The sequence below is a fragment of the Kitasatospora sp. NPDC048239 genome (assembly GCF_043202015.1).
Classification (GTDB): Bacteria; Actinomycetota; Actinomycetes; order Streptomycetales; family Streptomycetaceae; genus Kitasatospora.
In genome coordinates, this window is the sequence record NZ_JBICZP010000004.1 from 661,364 (window position 1) to 682,013 (window position 20,650).

The window sequence follows — 20,650 nt, forward strand, 5'->3', positions numbered from 1 at the left end:
GCCGGTCACAGCGCGGCGGGCGCGATGGTGAGGTCGCCGGAGACCAGCCGGTTGGTGATCCGGCTCTCGGCGTCGATGTCCACGTAGCTGGGCCAGCGGACGATGCCGAACGCCTCCGCCACGGACCCCTCGCCGGCGCCGGCGGGCTCGACCACCACCCGGGCGACCGGTTCGAGCAGCTCGACGAGCTTGTCGCCGACCGCGCCGCTCCCCTTGACCACGGCCAGCACCTGGTCCCGCCCGCCGGGGTACCCGGCTACGGCCTTGACGAAGTCCGGGGCCTGCTCCAGGCACGGCCCGCAGCTCGTCGAGAAGAATCCGACTACTGCCCGGTCACCGGTCAGGTCATTTCCGGATACCGGACCGTCCGATATCGAGACGGCCTGGAATCGGGGCATCAGGGCGCCGTCCGGCAGCTTGTTCTCCGGAATCGAGACGCCCGTCAGAATTCCCCCGGAGGAACCGCTGGAATTCCCGTGCGAGTTTCCGTGGGAATTCCCGTGGGACATCTGGGTTATTTTCTTCGCAAGCGCCAGGGTGAGTACCAGATTGACTACCGAGAGACAGCCGACGAGAATGACGGAGATCGTGGTCATGGGAATCTTTGCCTCGTTCCAGCACGCGGCCGTACAAAACGGCAGGAGGGTGGTCGGGAGGATCCGCCGGGAATGGGTCAGCGGGCGGTCGAGAAGAGTTCGACCAGCGTGTCGGTGGCGATGATCAGGATGCTGGCGAAGGCCGCGACGAGCAGGGCGAGCGCCACTCCGGCGACCGCGAGGCCGTCCGAACCGGTGGCGGCGCTCGCCGCCAGACCGGTCCCGGCGATGGCGAGCAGGACCAGGTTGCGCACCACATGGGCCCGGTTCACGGGCACACCGGACGCCCCGAAACAGGAGCAGGAGACGTCCAGTCCACGCCGGAGCACCGAGACCAGCACCGCCGCGAACAGTGCGATCAGCCCGCCGGCCAGGGCAAAAGCCCAGGTCGCAATGGGTTTGGGCGCCCAGACCAGGAGGCCGAGCCCCAGCTCGGCGACCGGTACCGCGACGACGGTCACGCCGGTCAGCCGTTCGGGGACGACGGCCATCGCGCGCAGCGCGGACGCGAAGTCGCGCGGCGCGCGGAACTTGGCCAGGGCGGAGACGGCGAACACCGCCGCGAGCACGCAGCGGGCGCCGAGCAACAGGTATGCAGTCATGGCTCCCCCGTCACCGGCGCCCCCGCCCTGGTCGGGCGGGGGCGCCGGCGGACTTGTTTCTCAGCTTGCCGGTTCCGTCAGGACGAAGGTTTCGTCAGGACGGGATTCAGCAGGCGTTGGTGATCCCGTAGACGTCACACGTCGGGGCGACGGCGCAGTTCCAGGAGCAGCACGTGCGAACGAAGAGCGTGCTGCCCGAGCACCACGAGCTGGTGCCGGCCGGGCACGCGCACTGCGCGTCCGCGGCCTCTTCCTTGAGCCCACGCGAGAAGGCGGCGTCAACCAGGTTGAGAATTGCCTTGACCATTTGTTCCTCCACACTGCGGCAGGGGGGTACGAGCGGCTGTTCAGTTACTGACGAGATCTCGCGTTCGGAAACGTATACGACACATGAACAGCTTGTCTAGACCAACTTCGACCGCCATCGACATCTGGACTCCGGGCGGTGAATTCGGAATCGGATTCTCCGATTCCGAATCGATGGCGGGACGCGGTCCCGACCGCGAAAGGCGGCGGGTGGCCGCCCCCTGCGGTCAGCCGCGCAGGGTCGCGGCGGCCTTGTAGGTGCGCAGGACCGGGGCGGTCTCGATGCGGGTGATGGCGTCCAGCGCGACCCGTCGGGTCAGGTAGTGGTGCAGGGCCTCCGCATCGCGGCACAGCGCGTGGGCGACCAGGTTGGTGGGGCCGGTGGTGGCGGCGACGACGGCGAGCTCCTCGTGCCCGGCCAGCTCGGTGGCGACCTCGTCGAGACGGCTGGGGGCGACCTGCATCCACAGCAGCGCGGACACGGTGGCGCCGAGGACGGCCGGTTCGATGTCGACGTCGAAGAACAGCGCGCCGCGCGAGCGCAGTTCGGCCAGCCGCCGGGTGACCGTGGCGGGCGTGGAGCCGGTCGCGGCGGCCAGCTCCGCGTAGCTGGTCCGGGCGTCCTCGCGCAGCACGGCCAGCAGGCGGAGATCGGCGTCGGTGAGCGTGTACGGCTCCTCGCCCTCGGCCCCGGCCCCGGCCGGGGCGTCGTGGGCGCGCAGCCGGGCCTCCTGCTCGGGGGTGAGCACGCCGACCCGGCCGCGCCACGCGGTGGGCCCGCCGAGGTAGGTGTGCAGCAGGTAGTGCGCGGAGACCGCGGTGATGCCGGCGGTCCGCGGGATGTCGCGCAGCAGCAGGGAGTGGGCGTCCGGGCCGCTGGGCGCGGTGTGGATGATCGCGACGATCTCGGTCCCGCCGGAGGTCAGCCGGACCCACGAGGTGTCGGGCCGGCGGGCCAGCGCGACCGCGATGTCGTGGGCGGTCCGGGTGGCGGCGGTCAGCCGGACGAACCACTGGTGCGTGCGGGCGCTGCGCGGGCTCGGCAGGGCGACCACCCGCAGGCCGCCCTCGGCGTGCAGGCGGCGGTAGCGGCGCACCACGGTCTGGGTCGAGGAGCCGAGGACGTCGGCGATGAGGGTGAACGGGGCACGCGCGTCCACGTGGAGGGCGTGGATCAGGCCGCGGTCGAGGTCGTCCGGTTCGATCATATTCCTCAAAATAGCCGCCCCAGTTGGATGAAATCATCGATCTGGCGGCCGGGAGTGGAACCGGCCGGCCGGGCGGGGCCAGGGTGGTTCCCAGCCGGGGCCGGCCGCCGCGGACACCCGGCCGGCCGCGGCTCCGAAGATCCGCACACCGCATCTCGCCACCCACCGGGGGACCTCATGGCCGAGCACTCCACCGCGCCCGCCGGCACCGCCGACGGCACGGCCGACACCCGCAACGACAGCACCGCCCACGACGCCCCGCCCGCCTACCGCTGGCGGTGGACCGCCCTGATCGCGCTGCTCACCGCCGAGGCCATGAACCTCCTCGACGCCACCATCGTCCAGGTCGCCGGGCCCGTCATCCACGCCGACCTCGGCGGCGCCGCCGCCACGATCCCCTGGTACAGCGCCGCCTACACCCTCGCCTTCGCCCTGGGCCTGCTGACCGCCGCCCGCCTCGGCGACATCGCCGGCCGCCGCCGCGTCTTCCGGATCGGCGTCACCGCGTTCGCCCTCACCTCGCTGGCCTGCGCGCTCGCCCCCGACGCCGCCGTCCTCATCGGCATGCGCGCGGTGCAGGGCGCCGCCGCGGCCCTGATCATCCCGCAGACCTTCGGACTGATCCGCACCATGTTCGACGGCGACGAACTCCCCAGGGCGCTGGGCACCATCGGCCCGGTGATGGGCCTGTCCGCGGTCCTCGGCCCCGCCCTGGGCGGCCTGCTCACCCACGCCGACCTGTTCGGCACCTCCTGGCGGGCGGTGTTCCTGGTCAACCTGCCGCTCGCGGCCGCCGTCCTGGCCATCGCCCCGCGGCTGCGCGAGGACCGCGCCCCGGCCCGCCCCCGCCTCGATCCGGTCGGCACCGCGCTGGCGATGGCCGGTACCGCGCTGCTGGTGTGCCCGCTCGCCGCGGGCACCGGCGCGCCGGACGACGGCGCCTGGGCCGCCGCCGGGCTCGGCGCGCTCGTCCTGGCCGTCTTCGCCGCCCACCAGCGGCGTGCGGCCGCCGCCGGCCGTACGCCGCTGGTCGAGCCCTCCCTGCTGCGCGGCCGCGTCTTTCCCGCCGCGCTGGCCACCTCCACCCTGTTCTTCGCCGTCATGAACGGCGTCATGATCACCGTGGTGCTGCACCTGGAGCTCGGCCTGCGCACCGGCCCGCTCACCGCCGGACTCACCCTGCTGCCGTGGTCCGCCGGTCTGGCCGTCGCCTCCTGGGCGGCCGGCAGCCGTCTCGTCCCCCGCTACGGCGACCGCGTCCTGCACGCCGGAGTCGCCACCCTCGCCGCCGGCCTGTCGGCCGCGGTCCTCGCTTACCGGTGCGCGCCCGCCGGCCACTACCCGGTCGGCCTGCCGTTCGCCCTCGCCCTGGCCGGCCTCGGTGTGGGCCTGTTCACCCCGCCGTTCTTCACCGCCGCGCTGCGCCGCGTCTCCCCGCAGGAGACCGGCTCGGCGGCGGGGCTCCTCAACGCCGTCCAGCAACTCGGCGGCACGCTGGGCGTCGCCCTCGTCGGCGGCGTCTACCTGGCCGGCGACGGCTCCGGACAGGCCGCCGGGCTCGGCGCCCAGCACGCGCTGGGGGCGGCCGGGGTGCTGCTCGCGGCGGCCGCGGCGGCTGCCTGGGTGATGACCGCCCGCAGCGGCGGCGCGGCGCAGGGCGAGGGTGGCACGCACTGACCGCACGGGCCGGACGGTCCGCGCCGGCCAAGGCTTGACCATCCCAGGGTTGACGGCGTTTCCAGACAGGTCTATACCAGTGGAGGCCGCCCGCAACTTCGCCCTGCCGTGCGGCTGTTGAGCCCGCTGCGCCGCCCCCACCTTGGCGCGGACGGGCCTTCCCCTGCCGTTTCCTGGAGAGGTTCCGATGGAACGCGCCCTTCCCCCACAGCACTCCACCGTCCACCCGCACCGCAGACGCCACCGGACCACCGCGGCCGTGGCCGGGGTGCTCGGCCTGCTGGCCGGCGGCCTCGCGGCCCTGGCCGGAACCGGCTCCGCCAGCGCCGCCGCCGAGACCGCCAACGCCGGTCTGGGCAGCAACTGGTACGCCTCGGCGCCGTACCTGATGCCCGAGGACAACAGCCCGCCGGACGCCGCCGCGGTGATGGACGCCACCGGGCAGAAGGCCTTCCAACTGGCCTTCATCCTGGACAAGGGCGGCTGTACGCCGGCCTGGGGCGGCACCTCCCCGATCGACACCGACACCGTCATGCCGGCGGTCATCCAGACCATCCGGGCCAAGGGCGGCGACGTCTCGATCTCGGTCGGCGGCTACGGCGGCAACAAGCTCGGCCAGGGCTGCGGCACCCCGGAGGCCACCGCCGCCGGGTACCAGAAGGTCATCACCAAGTACCAGTTGAAGGCGATCGACTTCGACCTGGAGGAGCCGGAGTACGAGAACACGGCCGCCATCCACAACGAGATCGGCGCCGCCCGCATCCTGCAGCAGAACAACCCGGGCCTGTACGTCTCGATCACCACCGCCGGCACGGGCGCGGGCACCGGCTGGTTCGGCCAGCAGATGCTCAACGAGGCCAAGTCGCAGGGCTTCACGCCCGACAACTACTCGATCATGCCCTTCGACGGCGGCTTCAACGGCGCCACCGCGCAGACCGACGCGCTGGTCGCGTTCAACCGGATCCTGCAGACCACCTTCGGCTGGAGCGAGGCCAACGCCTACGCGCACGAGGGCGTCTCGCTGATGAACGGGCGCACCGACGCGGCCGAGTACTTCCGCCAGGCGGACTTCCAGACCGTGCTGGACTTCGCCACCGCGCACAAGCTGGCCCGGTACACCTACTGGTCGGTCAACCGCGACCGCCAGTGCCCGGGGACGGTCGACCCCGGCCTGTCCGGCTCGTGCTCCAGCGTGGCCCAGAACGACTGGGACTTCACCAGGTTCACCGTGAAGTTCGCGGGCGCCACCCCGCCCACCACGCCGCCCACGACCCCGCCCACCACGCCGCCGACCAGCCCGCCGCCGGGCGTCTGCAGCGACCCGGCGTGGAGCGCCACCACCACCTACACCAACGGCAACAAGGTCTCCTACAGCGGCCACAGGTACCACGCCAAGTGGTGGACCCTGAACGAGAACCCGTCCGCGAGCGGCCAGTGGGGCGTCTGGTCCGACGACGGCCCCTGCTGATCCTCCGCACGGCGCGGGGCGGGCCCGCCGCAACCGGCGGGCCCGCCCCTGGTCCGGCCCCCGCGCGGGGCCGGACACGCCCTACTGCTCCAGCCGGCCGCGCAGGTCGGCCAGGATCTCCGCCGCCTCGGACAGGCCCGCCCTGCGGCAGCGCTCGATCGCCGTGGTGAGCCGGTCCCGGGCGGCGGCGGTGCGGCCGAGGTCGGTGCCCTCGATCAGCGCGGCCAGCCGGACCGCCTCGGCCCGCGGCGTCTCCGCCGGCACACCACCCGCCTCGTACCCGGTGATCGCCCGCTCCGCCGAGGCCAGCGCCTCCTCGTGGCGGCCGGCCACCGCGTAGACGCGGGCCCGCTCGTAGTGGGCGGCGCCGCGCAGGTACCAGCCGGTGTACCCGTCGTCGCCGCTCTCCTCGGCGCGCTGCCGCACGGCGTCCGCCTCGGCCAGCCGCGCGAGGGCGGACTCCAGCCCGTCCGGGCCCTCGGCCCGCATCGTCAGCCGGGCGAACTCCCGCAGCATGGCCGCGACCTGGTCCGTCCGGGCGGCCTCGGCGTGCGCGGCGAGCGCCCGCTCGCGGGCCGCGTGGGCGGCCTCCCAGAGCTCCGCGTTGGCCAGCGCGATGACCGCCTCGGAGGCGACCATGGTGTGGGTGTTCCGGTCGTCCTCCCAGCCGCCCACGAGGTCGGCGAGCCGGAGGTACTCCTCCGCCGAGTCCCGGTACTCCTCCAGCTCGAACAGCCCGCGGGCGAGGTCCAGCCGGACCTGCGCCAGCATCCGCTCGTCCGTCTCCGGGCCCGCGTCCAGCAGCACCGACTCCAGGACGGCCACCGCGTCGGCCGGCCGGCCGGCGTCCCGCAGCAGGTCGGCCAGCTGCAGCCGGACCTGGGCGGCGTCCGCCGCGCCCGCCGCGCCCTTGCGGTCGAACCGTGCCGCGGCCTCGGAGAACGCCCGGACGGCCGCGGCGGTGTCCCCGAGGTGCACGCCCGCGTGGCCGAGCATCATGTACGTCGGACCGAACGGGTAGGAGTCGTCCGCCCACTGGACGGCCTCGGCGAGCGCCCGGTGGAGCACCGTGACCGCCCCGGCCGCCTCGCCCGACTGGAGCAGCACCTGCCCGAGCAGGCCGAGCACCCGCGGGGTGTGCCAGGGCAGCCCCGCCTCGTCCAGCAGCTCCAGGGTCTGCTCCAGCAGCGCCGACGCCTCCGCGAGACGCCCCTGCCGGGCGGCCGCGTCGGCCGCGTACTGGCGGGCGGTCGCACTGCGCCGGGCCGCGCCGTGCGCGACGCTCTCCTCGTCGTAGCGCGCCACGGCTGCCTCGAACCGCTGGGCCGACTCGGCCGGCGGATTCGGCAGGGCGTGCACCAGGTCGAAGTGCGCGGAGAAGGCCCGGGCCTGGAGGATGACCAGGTGGTCGTCCGGATCGATCGCCCGCGCGGCCGCCAGCTCGGCGGAGCGGAGCAGCGCGTCGTCCAGGGCGGGCCAGTCCGTCGTCACCCCGTCGACGTCGCCGAGCTCCACGACCAGTGCACGGGTGCGCAGCGCCAGGGCCCGGCCGGGCATCCCCTCCTGCTCGAACAGGTCGGCGGCGCGGAGGAGTTCGGCCTTGCCTCCGGTCCAGTCGTCCCGGTCGAGGGCCTCCACCGCCCGCTGTTCGGCGATCTCGGCCCGCAGCCGCCCGGCGGTGCCGGCCGCGGTGCCCTCCTGGTGGACGTAGCCGTCCGCCTCGAAGCGTTCGGTGACGGTCCGCCAGAGCCGGTCGGCGTCGGGGTGTGCGACGGTGTCCAGCTCGCGGGCGCGGGCGACCAGGTCGGCGAAGTCCTCCGGCGCCGTTTCGACCGCGCGGCGCGGCGCGGGCGGCGTGCTCTCCACCAGCTGGGCCGCGGCGGCCCGGACGCCGAGGGCGAGCGGCTCGGCGAGCAGCGGCCGCCGGGCGAGGCGCTCGCGGCGGCCCTCGCCGATCCGGCCGGTGCCGTTGCGGGCGTCGAAGCGGGCGGCCAGTTCGTCCGCCTCGGTGCGGACGAGGGCCAGCAGGGTGTCCACCGTCCAGCTGCCCCCGGGCGGGCCGCTGACGGTCAGCCCGCCGTGGCCGCGCTCGGCGAGCAGGGCGACCAGCACCTCGACGCCGGTGAGGAAGCCGAGCCGGCCCAGCGGGTCGCCGGTGGCGGTGAACAGGTCGCGGTTCTCGGAGAGGATCTCCAGGCCGCGCGGCTCGTTGCCGGAGAGGGCGCAGAACTCCAGGTGCAGGCCGATCACCCGGGCCATCCCGGCCTTGCCGCGGGCGAACCGGTAGCCGACCAGGTGGCTGGAGCGGGCCTCGTCCAACCGGCCCAGGCGCAGCATCGGGAGCAGTGCGTAGGCGTGGCTGAGGTAGGGCTCCTCGGCGCAGGTGCTCTCGCCGCCCAGCACCGGCCGCCAGGCCTCCAGTGCGCGCCGGTCGTCGCCGGCGCGCACGTGGTGGACGGCCTGGGAGCGGATCTCGCAGGCGGCGCAGTCGCTCAGCGCGGTCCGCGGCCGGGCGGCCCACAGGTCGAAGGCGTCCGCCTCGCCGACGCCGGTGTGCGCGGCCAGGTGGTAGCGCTGGGCGTAGTAGGGCTGGAGGCCGTGGCCGGCGGCGCGGTAGCGGTCGCGCATCTCGGTGTGCCAGCGGCGGATCCCGTCGAGCGGGACGTCGGGGGTGGCGACCAGCGAGGAGGCGACCCACTTGAAGCGCCAGAAGACCTGCTGGCCGGCCCACTCGCCGAAGGCGTCCGGTTCGCGCTCCCAGAGCTTGAGCACCCGGGCGAAGACCACCGGGGACTTGGTCCGCTCGCCGTCGTACTGGTAGGCCTCCATCAGCTCCAGCAGCGCCAGCGCCCTGGTCGCGGTGTCGTCGAACTGCTCGGCGGCGTCGACGAGTTCCTCGGCGGTGACGGTCCGCTGGCGGCCGTAGGGGCGGGTGTCGTTCTCCCGCAGGGCCGCCATCACGGCCTCGGTGGTGTCCAGTCGGTCCATCGGTCAGGACTCCTTCTGCGGGCCGGCCGGCTCCTGGCCGAGCATGGCGTGGTCGAGCAGGCTGATGAACGACCGGTTGAGCAGGGCGCTCTCGCTGGAGCGCAGCGGGCGGCGGGTGAGCAGCACCGCCTGGCCGTAGAGGGCCTCGACGGCGGTGACGGCGAGTTCGCGGCCGGTGATGGAGGCGGCCCGGCGGACCAGCGGGTTGAGGTGGTTGAGCACCAGCTGGGCGCGGGGCACCTCGGCGCGCAGCGAACCGAGGATGTCCGCCCACAGGCCGTCGGCCTCGTCGGCGAGTTGGGCGCGGGTGCGCTCGTGCCTGGCCTCCCGGTTGTCCAGCAGCAGGGCGGGCGCGCTGGTGGGGTGGAAGCTGCGCAGGGCGACGTCGCAGTCGAACCGGCCGACCACCTCGCGGGCGATGGTGAGGAAGGCCGCGGCGGCGAGCTCGGCGGCCGGGTCGACGGTGTCCAGGTGGGCGGTGACGGTGGTCGGGTCGAGGTCGGCCACCGAGGTGCCCGGGCGGATCTCGGGCAGCCGGTGCACCAGGTCGCGGTCGTAGGTGTAGCCGCCGTTGACGACGCCGAGGCCGGCGGCGCCGGCGATCGGGGCGACCTGGCGGAACTCCTCGACGGTGCGGGTGACCAGGACGACCGGGTGGGCACGGGCGAACTCGTCCAGGGTGACGTTGCCGTCGGTGGTCTCGAACGGCAGCCACGGCAGCAGCATCCGGAGCAACTCGTCGTCGTAGCGCGCGAGTTCCTTGACGGCCAGGTGGTGGACGGAGATGAAGCGGTGCAGCAGCGCCGGGTCGCTGGCGGACAGGCCGGTGAGCCAGTCGCGGATCCGGGCGCCGAGGGCGTCCCGGACGGCGGCGAGGGTCTCGTCGGCGTACAGGCCCTCGCGGGAGGCGGTGGGGCGCAGGCTGTCGGTGTCGACCACGCAGCGGGCGAAGAACGCCCAGTCGGGCAGGAGTTCGGCGGCCTGGTCGGAGAGCAGCATGCCCTTGAGGTGGACCCGGTGGCCGACCCGGCGGGAGGGCGGGGCGGCGTCCGGCAGGATGTAGGCGACGCCGCGCAGACCGACCAGCGGCAGGTCCAACTCGATGGTGTCCAGTGGGGTGAAGTCGAAGGTGGCGCGGCAGTACTCGGCGAGCGCGTCGCGGCGGGCGAGCGGGGAGCCCTGCCGGTCGGCCCACGGCGGGGTGTGGTTGACCCGGTGGGCGGTGCCCCGGCCGTCGACCACGGTGACCTCGTGGCGCAGCAGGCTGCCGAAGTCCCGGGCCAGCGACAGGACGCGGTCCGACCTGGTCCACTCGGCGGCGTCGGCGCGCGGTGCCAGCCGGACGGTGGTGCCGGGCTCGGGCTTGGCCTCCGGCGCCAGCGTGCGGATGGTGTACCGGCCGTCGGAGCGGCCGCGCCACTCGATGACGGGCGCGTCCGGGACGGCGGCGGAGCGGGTGACGACGGTGATCTCGTCGGCGACCACGAAGCACGCGAGCAGGCCGATGCCGAACTGGCCGATGAAGTCGCCGCGGGCGACGGCCAGCCCGGCGCCGTCCAGCCGGCCCTCGGCGTCGCGCTTGGAGCTGCGGCCGATGGTGGCGAGGAAGGTGTGGACGTCGGCCTCGGTGAGGCCGACGCCGGTGTCGGTCACGGTGAGGTCGTCGGCGGCGTGGACGGTGATCCGGGCGGGCGCCGCCGGGTCGAGGGCCTGCCGGGCGGAGATCGCGTCCACCGCGTTCTGCAGGAGTTCGCGCAGGTAGACCCGGGGGCTGGAGTAGAGGTGGTGGGAGAGCAGGTCCACCAGGCCGCGCAGGTCCACCTGGAAGGTGTGGGCGCTCGCAGGGTCGCCGCCCGCCTGGTTCACGGGCGGGTTCGCGGCGGGCTGGGACGGGTTCTCGTGACGGGACACCGGAAGGGCTCTTTCGGTCGCGTGGGTGACGGTGGGCGGCGGCGCGCGGTCAGCGGGCCTGGCGGGCGCACCGGTCCCGGTGGGCGCGGAAGTTCTCGACCGGGTCGCCGGAGAGGTAGTTCCAGGGGGCTTCGGTGACGGTGCCGTCGAGCGCCTCGAACAGCGTGTGCGCGGTCTGCGCGTCGCCGGCCAGCGCGAACGTCATCGCGAAGGTGTTGTGGGCCTTCTGCCAGCCGAGCGAGCGCCGGTACGCGGGGTGCAGGACGGACCGCTCGGCCGCCTCGAGCAGTTCGGCCCGGACGGCCGGGCTCGCCAGGTGGGCGCGGTCCTCGCCGTCCGGCAGGTCGAGCCAGCGCTCCAGGTGTGCGAGGGCGACCAGCTCGCCCAGCGGGCTGCCCTCGGGGGCGTCCAGCATCGAGGCGCGGGCGAACGCGTGCATCGCCTCGTGCGAGCCGCCCCACTTGGCGCAGAGCTGCTGCAGCCGCTGCTTGTGCGAGCCGGGGTGTCCCGGCCCCCGGCGCACCGCCGCCTCGAAGCGGCACCGGCCGATCTCCCGGCCGAGCGAGGCGCCGCGGGCGCTGATCTGCAGGAAGTACCAGGGGGCGAGCCACTGCGGCTCCCGCTCGGCCACCTCGAACAGCTGCGCCTCGGCGGTCTCCAGCCGCTCGTGGAAGGTCTTCCACTGCTCCTCGGTGACGTACTCGGCCCGCCGGCCGGTCCGCGCCTCCCAGGCCCAGGTGACCTGCCGGGCGCCGGACAGCAGCAGCGGCAGGGCGGCGTCCGGCTCGTCGGCGACGACCCGGCCGATCCACTCCTCGACGCCGGGGACGTCGGCCAGCTCGGCCAGGATCCAGGTCAGCTCGGCCTGGTCCTCGACGGCCGCCAGCGCCGGCCGCAGCGCGGCCCAGTCCCCCGCGCCCGCCTGGGCGAGCAGCAGCGCCAGCCCCTCGTCCCGGTACGCCGGGTCCAGCACGGGCACGGCGCCCTGCCCGGCGGCGCCGCGCCGCCCGAACCCCCAGCGCCCGGACCGGCCGTCGGCCGGGTCCGTGCCGGAGCCGCGTCGGAAAAGCGCCATCGGTATGGCCCCCCTCAAAGCATCATTGGCATGTTTCGCATGGCCGCTCGGCGGCCACTCCAGACGCACTGCATATCACGCATGCCTGACAGCTCCGCCGCCCAGCCCCAGGTCACGGGGCGTCCACGGGCGGCCGCCCGACGGTGTCCGACGATCCGCCACCCGGCCGTGCCTGTACGTGATGCGCGTCCGCCCGGGCGCGCGGCGGCCGCCCGCCCGGCCCGGGCTGGCCCGCCGGCGCCCCCGGGACATGCCGAAGCCCCGGACCGTGGAGACCACCCACCGGTCCGGGGCTCTACGCGCGGCTGCTCCCGCGCCGGGTCAGCGCGCCACCGGGTCAGACGACCGTCGGGGTGCGCAGCGCGGCCAGTGTCTCGGAGTACAGCATCTCCTTGATCTGCCCCCGGGCCGCCCGCGACTTCCCGGCCAGCGGACGGGCCAACTCGACGGCGGCACCGAGGAGTTCCCCGGCGTCGGCGACCGCGTCGACGATCCCGGCGGCGAGCGCCTGCCCGCCGCCGTAGCGGCGGCCGGTGGTCATCGCCTCGTGCGCGACCTGCGGGGCGAGCCGGGCCCGGATGAGGTCGGACATCCCCCGCTGGAAGGACAGGTCGAGGTCCACCTCGGGCAGGCAGACGTACCCGCGGTCGGCACGCATCACCCGGAAGTCGTGGGCCAGCGCCCACATCGCCCCGGCGGCGAAGGTGTGCCCGTTGAGCGCCGCCACCGTGACCACCGGCGAGGCGAGCGTGCGGGCCAGCAGCGCGTGCACCCGGTCCAGGTACCCGGCGTACTGGTCGCCGTGGTTCAGCAGCCAGTCGAGGTCCAGGCCGTTCGACCAGAACTTCCCGCTGCCCGCGGTGACCAGCGCGCGCGGGCCCTCCGCGGCCTCCACCTCGTCGAACGCCGCCTCCAGCGCGGCGAGCCGATCGGGGTGGAAGCGGTTCTCGTCATCGGCGTCGAGGTGCAGGACGAAGACCTCGCCGTCCCGTTCCAGCTTCGGCATGCATCGCTCCTATCGCGTAGTGGCGCCCTTGTCCGCACGGAAACCTGCCCACGGACGGGCGGGCGGAAAGCACTCGTCGGGGGCGGACGCGGACGTCCGCCCCCCGTCTCAGCTCTCCAGGCCGAACGTCAGCCCCTCCAGCCGCCCCTGCTCGTACGCCGCCACGATCGCCCGCCGCTGCAGCTTGCCGCTGCTGGTGCGCGGGAGCTGCCCGGGCTTCAGGTAGTGGACGTCCCCGGCGTGGACCGTCACGCCGATCGCCTGCACCAGGTGCTCGACGATCCGCGCCCGGGTGCCCGGCACGTCCTCCCGCGCCTCGCGGTCGACCTCGGTCAGCACGACGATGTCGGCACCGATCTGCGCGACCGCCGTCCGGCCGTCGCGGACGAACGACAGCTGCTCCACCGCCTGTTCGAAGTCGGCGGCGAACAGGCTGCGGCCGTTGACCTTGATCCGGTCGCTGATCCGGCCGGTGATGAACAGCTCGCCGTCGGCGAGGAAGCCGATGTCGCCGGTGGCGTAGTAGCCGTCCTCGCCCAGGATCGGCAGGCCGGTGCCGTAGTAGGCGGCGGCCAGGCTGCCCCCGGCCAGCTCGATCTCGCCGAGTTCGCCCTCCGCGCAGACCCGCCCGTCCTCGTCGCGCAGCCGCACGGCGAACTCCGCGAGCGGCGGGCCGACCGAGATCGCCGGCACACCGGACGGCGAGGTCTCCACCCGGACCGGGCTGCCCACCGGGCGGCTCGCCACCAGCAGCACGGCCTCGGCCATCCCGTAGCAGGGCATGAAGACGTCGCGCCGCAGGCCGGCGGGCGCCATCAGGTCCAGGAAGGCCTCCAGGTTCGGCAGGTTGATCGGCTCGCTGCCGAGGTAGACCGACCGCATCCCGGACAGGTCGATCTCGGCGATCTCCTCGGGGTCGAGGTCCTGCATCAGCTTGAGCGAGTAGTCGACCGCGAAGTTCGGGATGACGGTGCCGATGGCCCGCTCCCGGCCCATGTGCTCCCACCAGCCGCGCGCGTCGAACAGGAAGGTCACCGGCTCGGCGAGCAGCAGGTCGCAGCCGATCGCGAAGCAGGAGAGCATCCCGCCGACCAGGCCCATGTCGTGGTAGAGCGGCAGCCAACTGCTCACCCGCTCCTCGGGCTTGCGGCCGTCGGTCCGGGTGATCATGGTCAGGTTGGCGCGCAGGGCGCCCTGCCGGACGGGTATCCCCTTGGGGAAGGAGGTCGAGCCGGAGGAGAACTGCACGAAGGCCAGCTCGTCGTCCCCCGGCGTGCGCAGCCGGGCCCCGGCCTTGCGCAGGCCGGCCGGCGGCAGCGGGAGGGTGTCGACCGGCAGGTCGATGGTGGCCAGGGTCGGCACGTTCAGGATGCGGACCGCGTCGTGGTCCCGCGCCACCCGGGCCAGGAACTCCTGGTAGCCGTCCTTCGGCGTGTTCAGCACGAACGGCTTGACGGACAGCGGCACCGCGCCGAGCTCCAGCAGTCCGAGGAACGACAGGATCACCGGCACGGAGGTCTCGAACGGGAAGAGCACCCGGGAGCCGGGGGTGATCCCCTGCTCGCGGAAGAAGTCCGCGTAGGCGGCGATCCGCTCGGGGAAGTCCCGGTAGGCGGTGAACTCCGGCGGATCGCTGAACTTGTCGTAGAGGTGGAGCCCCCGCTCGGGCGGACACTCCTGGTTGCGCTGGATGAGTTCGAGCACCGGGCCCCTCCTACTGGTTGACGGTCGCCGCGAGGGCGGCCTCGGGCGTGGACGCGGACACGGGCGCGGGAACGGCGGCCTCGGGTACGGCCTCAGGTGTGGACGCGGCAAGGAAGTCCTGCAGGGACACCAGGCACCGCTTCCCCGCGTCCAGGAAGGCCACCGTCACCAGCGCGTCGACCGCGGGCCGGTCGGCCGCCGGGCCGTCCCCCGCCAGGTGGATCCGCTGGCGGAACCGCGCCCGGAAGGTCATGCCCTCCTCGTCCCACTCCTCCTCGGAGGGCGTCTCCAGGGACGTCCGGACCTCGACCCGGCCGCGCGGGATCTCCGCCAGGTAGTCGATCTCGGTGCGGGCGACCACCGCGATCATCCGGTCGCCGTGGACGAGCCCCAGCCGGCCGAGCCAGTCCCACCGCCCGGCCTCCAGGTACTCGAGTGCGACCGCGTTGTTGACGTGCCCCAGCACATCGAGGTCGTTGGGGCGCACCGGGAGCATGAGGCGTGATTCGCCGAAGAACACGTCGGAACCGTCCGATTGATCGTGCGGAAGTCTGCCGGGCAGGGCGCCGGCCGGGGGCGGAGGGCACCAACCGCCCTCCGCCTGCTGCACATACCGCTGTACACGGCGCCTCGCGGCACCGAAGGGCGCCACGGGGCGCCACGCGGCGCTGCACCGTGCCAGGCAGCGCCACGCAGGCCGCGTCAGCCGTCGAGGAGGTCCATCCAGGCGTCCTCGACCTCGTCCCGGGAGTGGACCTCGATCCCGGTGATCTTCTTGAGCGCGCCGCAGACCAGCTGCTCCTTCTTCTCCAGCGCCTCGGGCCGGTAGCCGGTGTCCGCGGTGTCGAGGTGGTCCCACCAGTTGACGTGGGTGCCGCGGTCCACCTTCTGCTCCCGGGCGCTGCCCTGGAGTTCGCCGTCCTCGCGCAGGAACAGGTGGGCCACCGCGAAGGCGTCCTTGGCGGGGTACTCGCCGCTGTCCACCAGCGCCTTCGCGAAGGACACGAAGTAGTTGCGGTGCTGGATCTCGTCCGCCGCGACCTGCTTGAAGATCCGGCGCAGTCCCTCGTCCTGGATCACGTGCTGGCACTGGCCGTAGTTGACCGCGGCCGTGATCTCGGAGATCGCGAGCAGCACCAGGGTCCGGAGCATGTCGTCGTCCGGGAACACCTTGCGGAACGCGAGGAAGGTCTCGTCGTCGATCGGCTCCATCCCGCTGACGTCGGCCAGCCGGTTGAAGACCGTCTCGTGGTGGGCCTCCTCCTCGTTCCAGTACCGGCTCCAGGTACCGCAGGCCTCCATGACCGCCGCGAGCGCCGGGTTGGTCTTCTCCCAGCGGCGCACCTCGGCCTCGGCCTGGCGCTCCAGCCGGTCCGCGCCCGGCTTGGTGGTCAGCTCGGCGCGGCCGGCGTTCCAGACCAGGTTGCGGTCGAGCGGGGTGAGGCTGTCCAGGTCGACCGCCGAGAGCATCTCGACGACGCTCCACCGGCGGGACTCGTGCAGCCGCTGCTGCTCCCAGGTCACGTCGATCAGGGACATCTTGCGCACCGTCAGCGCGTCCCAGAGGTCGGTGATGAGGGCCGGCGGCTCGGTGGGGATGATCGACTTCCGGATGACCGGAACGGCGGTGTCCGACTCGATGATGCTCATGCGGCCTCCTCCTTGGCCTTCTGGCGCTCGAACTCCTCGAGGAAGACCTTCAGCACCGTCGGGGTCGGGGTGTCGAGGGGCAACGAGGGCAGCCGAACGCGCACGCCGTAGTCCTTGCGGAGTCCGTTCGCGGTCCGGGCGAACGCCTCCATCAGATCAATGCTGTTGGTCATTTTCGGGCTGCGGCTGATCACCGCGGCCAGCGTCACGTCGTCGGCGAAAACCTCGTCGTCCGCGAGGCCGGCGTGCTCGCCGAATTTCTGCCGGATGTAGGACTCAACTTCGGGCGTCACCATAGTCCGGAATCATACAAGTTGGCCGCTGACCTGGCCAAGTGATCAGAGTTACATTGCAGTTAACGGTGCGTCAGACGCATTTCGGCGCAAGGTCCAATAACCTCCGTGATCCACTGGAGGGTTGGGTCCGAATCAGCCGCGGCGACCGTGCCGCATTCCGCCGGAATTACTACAGAACGGCCGTCGGGCCGGCCTGGGCCGGGGATTGCGACCCCGTCCCGGCACCCGGCCGGACGGTCACCGCCGCGAGCACCGCGACGGCCAGCGCGAAGCCGATCGCCAGGCACCAGGTCGCCCGGGCGCCGCCGAGCGCGTCGGCCCCGGAGGAGGTCACGACGGACACCGCGAGGGCCGTGCCGAGCACCGCGCCGAGCTGGCGGAACGCCGCGTTGGCGGCGCTCGCGGTCGCCAGCCGGGCCGGCTCCACGCCGGCCAGCGCCACCGCGCCCAGCACCGGCCAGACCAGGCCGGCGCCGACCCCCATGACGGCCGCCCCGGCCAGCCAGTGGGTGAGGAAGTCCGGGCTGCGCCCGCCGCCCCAGAGCAGCAGCAGCGTGCCGCAGACGTAGGTCAGACAGCCCGCGACGACCACCGGCCGGTCCCCGAACCGCACCGCGAGCCGGCTCGCGGGCCGGGCGACCAGCGCGGTGGCGATCGGCGGCGGCGTGGTGGCCAGTCCGGCCGTGATCAGCGACCAGTGCCAGTGCCCGGTCAGGAAGAGGATGTTGTTCAGGATGACGGCGTAGAAGGTCACCGAGAACAGCATCGAGCCGATGTTGCCGGCGACGGCGTTGCGCGAGCGCAGCAGGTCCAGCGAGATGACCGGCGCCGGGTGGCGCGCGCTGCGCAGGACCGCCAGCAGCACCAGCGCCGCGCCGGCCGCCAGGCAGCCGAGGGTGCCGGGGCTCGCCCACTCCCAGTCCGGGCCCTTGACCAGGCCCAGTGCGAGCAGGCCGAGCGCCGCGCCGAGCAGGGCGGCGCCGAGCACGTCCGGGGTGGGACCGCCGCGTTCGCGCTGCTCGGTGAGCCGCCGGGAGGCCCAGACGGCGACGGCCCCGATCGGGACGTTCACCAGGAAGACCGCCCGCCAGGACCAGTGTTCGGCCAGCAGCCCGCCGAGTCCGGGGCCGATGCCGGCGGCCAGCGCCGCGGCCGCGCCCCAGATGGTGACCGCGATCAGCCGTCTGGCCATCGGGAACATCGGCATCAGCAGCGCGAGCGAGGTCGGCACCAGGATCGCCGCGCCCACCGCCTGCACCAGCCGGGCGGCGATCAGCACGGCGGCCGAGCCGGCCATCCCGCAGACCACCGAGGCGAGCGTGAAGACGGTGAGGCCCGCGGCGAAGGAGCGGCGGCAGCCGAGCCGGTCGGCGGCCCGTCCGGCGGGCATCAGGAAGGCGGCGATCACCACGTTGTAGCCGTTGAGCACCCAGGAGAGCGTCGGCAGGTCCGTGGCGGAGAAGGTCGCGGCGATGTTCGGGAACGCCACGTTCACGATGGTGCTGTCCAGGAAGGCCACGAAGGCGCCGAGGCAGCACAGCAGCACCAGGGCGACGGGCGGTCCGGCGGCGGGTGTGGCGGGCGGATCGGCGGATGCGCCGCCCTTGGCGCCCCGGCTCGCGCCGGACGTCACGGGTAGGTCGGCCATACGGGCGTCCTTCCTCGGCGGACGGGTGGTCTGATGCACCTCCGGGGGTGATCCGGCCACCGGCGCCGATCCGGTCCGCCCGCGCGGCCCCGCTACCGGGACCGCCGTCAGGGCCGCGCCGTCAAGGCTGCCGCCGGCCCGTATCTCCCCCGATGGGCCGCACGCCCGGCGCGTGCGCAGGCCCGTGCCGGGAGGATTCCCCCGCACGCCAGCCGAGTGATCTACGCCTCAACTCCCCACGCTGCCAACATGGTTGGCAGCGAATGCGGCCGCACTCGACCCCCCGCACACGCTGGTGGGCCTGATCACCATGCGCTTTGTTACCCGCCAGTGTCAATCCCCGCCCGCATGCCGGATGCACATGCCAAGAAGATCATTGACCACATGTCAATACTGCTGTAACACTTCACCGACCGGTCAAGTACGGGGGAGGGCACCGGGGTTGGATTCTTTGGATGCACGCGGGCCGGAGGGCTTCGCGCAACTGCTGCACAGACGGGCGGTCCAGTCGCCCGACGCCGTCGCGTACCGCTTCGTCGCGGAGGACGAGTCGGCCGTCGAGATCGGCTACGCCGAGCTCGACGCACGGGCCCGTACGGTCGCGGCCGCGATCCTGGCCGCCACCGACGGCCGGCCCGAGCCCGCCCTGCTGCTCTTCGCACCCGGGCCGGACTACCTGGCCGGCCTGTTCGGCTGCTTCTACGCGGGCGCACCGGCCGTCCCCGCGTTCCCGCCCGACCCGACCCGGCTGGCCCGCACCCTGCCGAGGCTCGCCGCGATCATCGAGGACGCCGGCACCGACGTCGTGCTGACCACCTCGGACCTCGCGCCGCTGATGGCCGACTGGCTCTCGGTCGCGCTGGCCGGCCGCACCCCGCGGGTGATCGCGATCGACCTCGCCGAACCCTGCCCGGCCGACGGCGTCGAGCTGGCGCCGCCACCCGCCCGGCCGGAACTGCCCGCCCTGCTCCAGTACACCTCGGGCTCCACCTCGCTGCCCCGCGGCGTGCTGCTCAGCCACGCCCGGCTGCTGCACAACTGCGCCGAGATCGCCCGCGGCTTCGGCATGCACCCGGCCAGCTCGGGCGGCCTCTGGCTGCCGCCGTACCACGACATGGGCCTGATCGGCGGCATCCTCACCCCGCTGTCCCACGGCATCCCGGTGACGCTGATGTCCCCGGTGGGCTTCCTGCGCCGCCCGCTGGCCTGGCTGCGGATGGTCTCCCGCTACGGCGCGACGATCACCGGCGCGCCCAACTTCGCCTACGACCTCTGCGTCCGCCGGGCGACCGACGCCGACGTCGCCGGGCTCGACCTGTCCGGCGTCGAGCTCACCTTCACCGGGGCCGAGCCGGTCCGGCCCGAGACCCTCACCCGCTTCGCCGAGCGCTTCGCCCCGGCAGGCTTCCGGGCCGAGACCTTCTACCCCTGCTACGGTCTCGCCGAGGCGACCCTGTTCGTCACCGGCGGCAAGCCGCTCGGCGGCTGGCGCTCCGTCGACCTCGCCCGCGACGCCCTCGAACTCACCGGCACCGCACGCCCCGCCGAACCGGGCGAGGCCGTCCGCTCGCTGGTCGGCTGCGGCGTCCCCGGACCGGACACCCGGCTGCTGATCGTCGACCCGGAGACCGGCGAACCCCGGCCCGAGGGCGCCGTCGGCGAGATCTGGGTCGACTCCCCCAGCGTCGCCGAAGGCTACTGGCGGCGCCCCGAGGAGAGTGCCGACACCTTCGGCGCCACCACCGCCGACGGCGCGGGCCCGTTCCTGCGCAGCGGCGACCTCGGCGTCCTGCTGGAGGGCGAGCTCTTCGTCGCCGGGCGGATGAAGGACCTCATCGTGCTCAACGGCCGCAACCACCACCCGGTCGACATCGAGCGCGTCTGCGAGGCGGCCGTCCCCGGGATCCGCCGCAACTGCGGCGCCGCCTTCGCGGTCGAGGACGACGCGGGCGCCGTCGAGCGGCTGGTCGTCGTCTACGAGGCCGACCCCGCCGGGGAGGCCCGCTACAAGGCCACCGCCGATGCCATCCGGCGGGCCGTCTCACTCGAACTGAGCGTCCCGCCGCACACCGTCGTCCTCATCCCGCCGCGCACCCTCCCCAAGACATCGAGCGGCAAGGTGCAGCGCTGGCTGACCCGACGGCAGTTCCTCGCCGGGGAGCTGGAGGAGCTGGCCCGTTGGCAGGCCCCCCTCCCGGCGCCCCGCACCACCACCACATGACCGTCTCACCGAAGGAATCCCGACGATGATCGTCAAGGTCAGGGGCATCCTGCTCCGCTTCACCGACTACCAGAACGAGATCGAGGTCGACGGCGCCACCGTCCGCGAGGGTCTGACCGCGCTCACCGAGCGCTACCCCAACCTGGGCGACGTCCTGCTCGACCGCGAGGGCACCGTCCGGGCCACCCATCTGATCGCCCTCAACGGCGAGAAGCTCACCCTGGACGAGCTGGACCGCGAGGCCACCGAGGACGACCGGGTCGACATCGTCACCGCGATCTCCGGGGGCTGAGG

Annotated in this window: 17 protein-coding genes; 4 read left to right on the forward strand and 13 right to left on the reverse strand. The window is 73.6% G+C overall.

The annotated features are described in order from the left end of the window. Positions 1–5: 5 nt before the first annotated feature. The 4 genes from ACGFZP_RS14560 to ACGFZP_RS14575 form a co-directional block, all read right to left on the reverse strand. Complete coding sequence (locus ACGFZP_RS14560) at positions 6–596, reverse strand: TlpA disulfide reductase family protein (RefSeq protein ID WP_392932125.1); 591 nt, start codon at positions 594–596, stop codon at positions 6–8. A 77-nt stretch (positions 597–673) separates the two neighbouring features. Beyond that, the gene (locus ACGFZP_RS14565) at positions 674–1,198 is read right to left on the reverse strand and encodes a MauE/DoxX family redox-associated membrane protein (RefSeq protein WP_392932127.1); all 525 of its coding nucleotides are present in this window, start codon (positions 1,196–1,198) and stop codon (positions 674–676) included. A gap of 106 nt (positions 1,199–1,304) precedes the next feature. Beyond that, positions 1,305–1,505: a hypothetical protein gene (locus ACGFZP_RS14570; protein ID WP_392932128.1), complete on the reverse strand. Its 201-nt coding sequence runs from the start codon at positions 1,503–1,505 to the stop codon at positions 1,305–1,307. Positions 1,506–1,731: 226 nt separating this feature from the next. Next, the gene (locus tag ACGFZP_RS14575; RefSeq protein WP_392932130.1) at positions 1,732–2,712 is read right to left on the reverse strand and encodes an Lrp/AsnC family transcriptional regulator; all 981 of its coding nucleotides are present in this window, start codon (positions 2,710–2,712) and stop codon (positions 1,732–1,734) included. Positions 2,713–2,889: 177 nt separating this feature from the next. Here ACGFZP_RS14575 and ACGFZP_RS14580 point away from each other — a divergent pair, with 177 nt between their 5' ends. Both ACGFZP_RS14580 and ACGFZP_RS14585 read left to right on the forward strand, forming a co-directional pair. Further along, a complete protein-coding gene (locus ACGFZP_RS14580; RefSeq protein ID WP_392932132.1) occupies positions 2,890–4,389 on the forward strand; it encodes an MFS transporter in 1,500 nt (499 codons plus the stop codon). A gap of 187 nt (positions 4,390–4,576) precedes the next feature. After that, positions 4,577–5,857: a carbohydrate-binding protein gene (locus ACGFZP_RS14585; RefSeq protein WP_392932134.1), complete on the forward strand. Its 1,281-nt coding sequence runs from the start codon at positions 4,577–4,579 to the stop codon at positions 5,855–5,857. Positions 5,858–5,938: 81 nt separating this feature from the next. Here the strand turns inward: ACGFZP_RS14585 and ACGFZP_RS14590 are convergent, their stop codons facing one another. From ACGFZP_RS14590 to ACGFZP_RS14630, 9 genes are all read right to left on the reverse strand, one after another. Then, positions 5,939–8,845, reverse strand: a complete 2,907-nt coding sequence (locus tag ACGFZP_RS14590; protein WP_392932136.1) for a hypothetical protein — start codon at positions 8,843–8,845, stop codon at positions 5,939–5,941. A 3-nt stretch (positions 8,846–8,848) separates the two neighbouring features. Then, the gene (locus ACGFZP_RS14595) at positions 8,849–10,711 is read right to left on the reverse strand and encodes an HSP90 family protein (protein WP_392932260.1); all 1,863 of its coding nucleotides are present in this window, start codon (positions 10,709–10,711) and stop codon (positions 8,849–8,851) included. A 94-nt stretch (positions 10,712–10,805) separates the two neighbouring features. After that, the gene (locus ACGFZP_RS14600) at positions 10,806–11,831 is read right to left on the reverse strand and encodes a hypothetical protein (protein WP_392932137.1); all 1,026 of its coding nucleotides are present in this window, start codon (positions 11,829–11,831) and stop codon (positions 10,806–10,808) included. A gap of 337 nt (positions 11,832–12,168) precedes the next feature. Next, positions 12,169–12,837: an enoyl-CoA hydratase-related protein gene (locus ACGFZP_RS14605; RefSeq protein WP_392932139.1), complete on the reverse strand. Its 669-nt coding sequence runs from the start codon at positions 12,835–12,837 to the stop codon at positions 12,169–12,171. A gap of 108 nt (positions 12,838–12,945) precedes the next feature. Then, entirely contained in the window at positions 12,946–14,541 is a 1,596-nt protein-coding gene (locus ACGFZP_RS14610) for an AMP-binding protein (protein ID WP_392932141.1), read from the reverse strand. Positions 14,542–14,551: 10 nt separating this feature from the next. Next, positions 14,552–15,028, reverse strand: coding sequence for an acyl-CoA thioesterase (locus ACGFZP_RS14615; protein ID WP_392932143.1), 477 nt, complete (start codon positions 15,026–15,028; stop codon positions 14,552–14,554). 215 nt (positions 15,029–15,243) lie between these two features. Then, positions 15,244–16,191 (reverse strand): acyl-ACP desaturase, encoded by a 948-nt coding sequence (locus tag ACGFZP_RS14620; RefSeq protein ID WP_392932144.1) that lies wholly within the window; start codon positions 16,189–16,191, stop codon positions 15,244–15,246. Next, a complete protein-coding gene (locus ACGFZP_RS14625; RefSeq protein ID WP_392932146.1) occupies positions 16,188–16,487 on the reverse strand; it encodes a hypothetical protein in 300 nt (99 codons plus the stop codon). Before ACGFZP_RS14625 ends, ACGFZP_RS14620 begins: the two co-directional genes overlap by 4 nt. Positions 16,488–16,656: 169 nt before the next feature. Further along, entirely contained in the window at positions 16,657–18,135 is a 1,479-nt protein-coding gene (locus ACGFZP_RS14630; protein WP_392932147.1) for an MFS transporter, read from the reverse strand. Between the two features lie 451 nt (positions 18,136–18,586). Here ACGFZP_RS14630 and ACGFZP_RS14635 point away from each other — a divergent pair, with 451 nt between their 5' ends. Continuing rightward, a complete protein-coding gene (locus ACGFZP_RS14635) occupies positions 18,587–20,356 on the forward strand; it encodes a fatty acyl-AMP ligase (protein ID WP_392932149.1) in 1,770 nt (589 codons plus the stop codon). A 25-nt stretch (positions 20,357–20,381) separates the two neighbouring features. Then, on the forward strand, positions 20,382–20,648 hold the full coding sequence (locus tag ACGFZP_RS14640) for a MoaD/ThiS family protein (RefSeq protein WP_392932151.1): 267 nt from the start codon (positions 20,382–20,384) through the stop codon (positions 20,646–20,648). Positions 20,649–20,650 lie beyond the last annotated feature (2 nt).

Excerpts from the sequence above, each read along its gene's own strand:
- ACGFZP_RS14560 (WP_392932125.1), bottom strand. The coding sequence starts at position 596 with ATGACCACGATCTCCGTCATTCTCGTCGGCTGTCTCTCGGTAGTCAAT.
- ACGFZP_RS14565 (WP_392932127.1), bottom strand. The coding sequence starts at position 1,198 with ATGACTGCATACCTGTTGCTCGGCGCCCGCTGCGTGCTCGCGGCGGTG.
- ACGFZP_RS14570 (WP_392932128.1), bottom strand. The coding sequence starts at position 1,505 with ATGGTCAAGGCAATTCTCAACCTGGTTGACGCCGCCTTCTCGCGTGGG.
- ACGFZP_RS14575 (WP_392932130.1), bottom strand. The coding sequence starts at position 2,712 with ATGATCGAACCGGACGACCTCGACCGCGGCCTGATCCACGCCCTCCAC.
- ACGFZP_RS14580 (WP_392932132.1), top strand. The coding sequence starts at position 2,890 with ATGGCCGAGCACTCCACCGCGCCCGCCGGCACCGCCGACGGCACGGCC.
- ACGFZP_RS14585 (WP_392932134.1), top strand. The coding sequence starts at position 4,577 with ATGGAACGCGCCCTTCCCCCACAGCACTCCACCGTCCACCCGCACCGC.
- ACGFZP_RS14590 (WP_392932136.1), bottom strand. The coding sequence starts at position 8,845 with ATGGACCGACTGGACACCACCGAGGCCGTGATGGCGGCCCTGCGGGAG.
- ACGFZP_RS14600 (WP_392932137.1), bottom strand. The coding sequence starts at position 11,831 with ATGGCGCTTTTCCGACGCGGCTCCGGCACGGACCCGGCCGACGGCCGG.
- ACGFZP_RS14605 (WP_392932139.1), bottom strand. The coding sequence starts at position 12,837 with ATGCCGAAGCTGGAACGGGACGGCGAGGTCTTCGTCCTGCACCTCGAC.
- ACGFZP_RS14620 (WP_392932144.1), bottom strand. The coding sequence starts at position 16,191 with ATGAGCATCATCGAGTCGGACACCGCCGTTCCGGTCATCCGGAAGTCG.
- ACGFZP_RS14625 (WP_392932146.1), bottom strand. The coding sequence starts at position 16,487 with ATGGTGACGCCCGAAGTTGAGTCCTACATCCGGCAGAAATTCGGCGAG.
- ACGFZP_RS14630 (WP_392932147.1), bottom strand. The coding sequence starts at position 18,135 with ATGGCCGACCTACCCGTGACGTCCGGCGCGAGCCGGGGCGCCAAGGGC.
- ACGFZP_RS14640 (WP_392932151.1), top strand. The coding sequence starts at position 20,382 with ATGATCGTCAAGGTCAGGGGCATCCTGCTCCGCTTCACCGACTACCAG.